The organism is Afipia sp. OHSU_II-C1, assembly GCF_000497575.1.
In the GTDB taxonomy this organism is placed as follows: domain Bacteria; phylum Pseudomonadota; class Alphaproteobacteria; order Rhizobiales; family Xanthobacteraceae; genus Afipia.
On record NZ_APJI01000041.1, the window covers coordinates 1 to 2,116 of the forward strand.

Annotated in this window: 2 protein-coding genes and 1 pseudogene; all 3 read right to left on the bottom strand. The window is 54.7% G+C overall.

Annotated elements, in window-relative coordinates:
- A pseudogene (locus tag I554_RS0125340) lies at positions 1-434 on the bottom strand (arsenic resistance protein); the annotation flags it as partial.
- A 165-nt stretch (positions 435-599) separates the two neighbouring features.
- Positions 600-1,586, bottom strand: coding sequence for a murein L,D-transpeptidase family protein (locus I554_RS0125345; protein WP_024575740.1), 987 nt, complete (start codon positions 1,584-1,586; stop codon positions 600-602).
- Between the two features lie 45 nt (positions 1,587-1,631).
- Positions 1,632-2,116: signal peptidase II (lspA, locus tag I554_RS0125350; RefSeq protein WP_024578203.1), on the bottom strand; the 485-nt coding region annotated here is incomplete at its 5' end.

Genomic DNA, 2,116 nt, shown 5'->3' on the forward strand with positions numbered 1-2,116 from the left:
AGCAGCAGCATTTGCAGAATAAGCAGGGCCGGTGTCGTCGCCAGCAACAAATGGGCATCGGCTCGGCCCAGATGTGAAAACGTCACGACGTAATCGATGCAAGGAGTGAGCAGCACCAAGAGCACACCAAGTCGCTCCATAGAGCCAGCAGGGAGGAGTTGAACAAGCGCCGCTACGAGAAGCGGAACGGCGATGAAGTTCGCGATGAGCAGAGCTGCGAGGAAATCGAGCCGAGCGAAATGTTGCCTGAGGTCTGCAAGCGGTACCTGTAGAAAGGTCATGAACAGCATCAGTGCGAGCGCAGGATTGACACTGGCCTCAAGAGTAGTCGTGCCAGGGAGAAGCAAGGCGCTTATGCCTGCCACCACGACGGTACCAAAATAAATACCGATTTGCCGGTTCTCCAGAATAACCTTGATACTTCGAGTGTCCATTCTCTCTCGCATTGGCTCGTTATGAAGCGGAATCGGAAACCTTCTTTGGCCAGCCGCCGCACTTTTCAGCGGCTTGAATTTTCACGCTCCTTAATGCCGTGCAGCTGACCGTGCTCGCTTCGCGACCTCCCCAAATTCCCATCTCAACGCTCGTAAAGTAATATGTTATTGGATTGGCATTTCTAGCGGCTCTCCCTTTAGCGCCTCCAGCCGACTGACCTCGGCGACGTTGAAGCTCGCATATGATGAGGGTGCCGCGTCCAATAAGCGCCGATAACTTTTGTGCATGTCTCCATCGAGATAAACGCGTTTGAATGCACCAGTACCGGCGCGCACGAGCTGAGCTACCTGTTGGGTGTCGTTGCGTTGCTTTTCCTCAACAAGTGCCGCTGTTTCTGGTTCATACACCAATTCCGGGCAGGGCCGAGAGGCGCGAAGCGGGCCCCGAGGCGCGCTCGCATTGAAAACGTAGTTCCCGCCGCACGCGTCAACTGTAGGCTCGTGACGCACAACCTCGAAATGATCCGAACCTTCCTTCAGGTTCTTCCAAAACGCAAAATTCGGATCGGCACGGTATTTGGCCAGATTCTCAGCTGTCATGCGAAACGGTAATGCTTGAACTTGGATGCCCTTTTGGCCACCGGCGAACGCCTCCCGCGCAAGCGCATATATTTCAGCCATCCCGTCATTCGTCATCGCGTAGCATCCGCTCGAAGTGCATTCACCATGCACCATCAAATGACGTCCAGATCGACCGTGCGCCCGATCGACCTCGTTCGGAAATCCCAGATCGAATGAAAGAAAGAGCTCCGAGCGAGGGTTCATTTGCTTAGGCGTAACGAGATAAAATCCTTCGGGGGCCTGACGGTCTCCTTCCCGATTTTTCGGACCTAACTGGCCGGACCATCGACAAATGCCGTACGTCTTCAGCAAAGCGTAACGGCCGCTGCTCTCGCGTTTCCACACTTCAAGTTCATTTTCCTGTTTGAAGATGCGCACCAAGATCGGGTCTGACGAGGTCATTCCCTTGGCCTGCATGTCTGACAATAAGACCGTGGGTATCGACCGCAGATGCTTAGCAGCGTCAAATTGAGGCGTCGAACATCCCAGGAGAAGGACTGAAACCATAAGTGTGGCGATGATCTTCGACAATTCGAACTCCGAAGCGTTATAGAGTGCAAGCCGTGCTTACAAACATCAGCGTTCTTCTTGTGTGCTTGCCGTGTTGGCCCTGCCCGGTTGTGTGACGAAATGCAACATCAGCAGAGATGTTCCGCAGACGATCCCGACGTCGGCCATGTTGAAGGCCGGCCAGTGCCAATTCCCGAGATGAAAATCCAAAAAATCAGGTACGGCACCGCGCCGTAAGCGGTCCGTGGCATTCCCGAGCGCTCCACCGACGATCAAGCCGATGGCAACGCGCACGAATGGGACGTTAGCGCGACCCAGCCAGACCAAAAGGGCTGCGGACATCGCGATCGCGAATGCCACGAAAATCCACGCCGGAACGCCAAGGCCTCCAAACAGCCCAAAGCTAACTCCGGTATTCCAGCCCAGCACTATGTTAAAAAACGGCGTAAGGCCGATCGCCGCTGGCGGATTCATGAGATGATTGAGTATCCACCATTTGGTGGCTTGGTCTATGATGTACCACGTTGCAGCCACCGCCAGTGTTGCTCGCA